This is a genomic window from Bradyrhizobium sp. AC87j1 (assembly GCF_002936975.1).
Lineage (GTDB): Bacteria > Pseudomonadota > Alphaproteobacteria > Rhizobiales > Xanthobacteraceae > Bradyrhizobium > Bradyrhizobium shewense.
In genome coordinates this window covers 1-1,466 of sequence record NZ_PTFE01000224.1, presented here as the reverse complement: position 1 = coordinate 1,466, position 1,466 = coordinate 1, and the positions used below count along the sequence as shown (strand labels likewise).

Sequence of the window (1,466 nt, the reverse complement as noted above, 5' to 3'; positions counted from 1 at the left end):
GCCTGCTATCTGGCTCCAGGAGGTTGAATAACGTGTTTTGAAATGCCACTCCGATGAAGTCGCCTCGTCGCCAGATGAGGCGGCAAGGATGGGTGGTGCGAAACTCATCGAAGGAAAGGGAAAACTCGGTCGGCAGAATCGTGAGTCCATTAAGCTGAATGCCCGCGCCTCTATTAGAGAGATCACGTACCAGGCAGGGCTCGGACGTGATGTGTCCCGGAATTGAGAGAAAAACATCTCGCCACACCGACTGCCTTTCAGTCGACCGCCGGGAACAACTCTTTTCTTCCCATTGACGTACCTTTTCTTGCAACTTCTTTAGCTCTCGGTACCGGCGCTCTAGACTCACGCTCTCCTCCGATTTTCTTGTTGGGTTTCCCACGGGTTCAGGAATGCAACAACTGCCGCGATCGTTATTAGGGCTATCCTCAGGTTGAGGGAATTCCGGATAACTACCGTTCATGGCCTATCCCATAACGCCGACTGGATCAGAGCGCTTGCCCATGAAGGGTGGGCTAACATTCCCCGCCGAAAAGCAATCACCGCAATCCGATCCTGCTTCAGCTCGTACATCCACCACGCCCGCAACCATGTCGAGCGAGCACCATCCCCCAACCAGATACGCTTTGCTGTTGAGTCGCGCCTAGTGCCAGCACAGAAGGCCGCGCGCCATCTACACCTCACTGAAATGAACTCCTGCAGCGTTCGGCCGCCCACCACCGTGCCGGTGAAGGCGGCGCTGGTGAACTGGCTGCCCTGGTCGGTATTGAAGATCTCAGGCCGGCCGAAGCGCGCCAAGGCCTCTTCGAGCGCAGACACACAGAACGATGTGTCCATCGTGTTCGACAGGCGCCAAGCCAGCACCGCACGGCTCGTCCGATCGATGATCGCCACCAGATATAGAAAGCCCTGGCCGATCGGCACATAGGTGATATCGGCCGCCCACACTTGATTTGGCCGGTCGATCACCATATGGCGCAAGAGATACGGGAAGATTTTGTGTCCCGGCGCCGGCTTTGTGGTTCTGGGCTTTGGTCCCAGCGCCGCGATGCCCATCTTGCGCATCAACCGCTGCACTCGCTTGCGATTGATGCGACAGCCTTCGCCATTGAGCATCGCCGTCATCCGCCGCGAGCCCAGGAACGGCCAGGCCGTGAACAGCTGGTCGATCCGTCGCATCAGCTCAAGGTCGTTGTCATTGGCCGGCCGCGGCGGCCGATATACGCTCGATCGCGCAACGCTCAGCAGTTGGCATTGCCGGCGGATCGATAGACTCTCATGATCGCGCTGAAGCAATCCTCGGCGATCCGGCGCGCTCATCTTCCGGACCTCCTGGCTAAGAAATCTCGCTCGACCGTCAATTGTCCGATCTTGGCGTGGAGCTTCTCGACCTCCAGTTCGTGGGCCGCCTCGCCATCCCGACCAGCGCCCGCGTCGAACGCCCGAGCCGCTTGATCCTGAAGCTG

The 1,466-nt window shown here is 58.8% G+C and carries 1 protein-coding gene and 1 pseudogene; both read right to left on the bottom strand.

The annotated features are described in order from the left end of the window. Positions 1 to 463, bottom strand: a 463-nt coding sequence (locus CV770_RS43095; protein ID WP_210203169.1) for a PilZ domain-containing protein, incomplete at its 3' end; no start/stop codon positions are given. A gap of 206 nt (positions 464 to 669) precedes the next feature. After that, positions 670 to 1,320: pseudogene (locus CV770_RS44420) on the bottom strand (IS3 family transposase); the annotation flags it as partial. Positions 1,321 to 1,466: the final 146 nt, after the last annotated feature.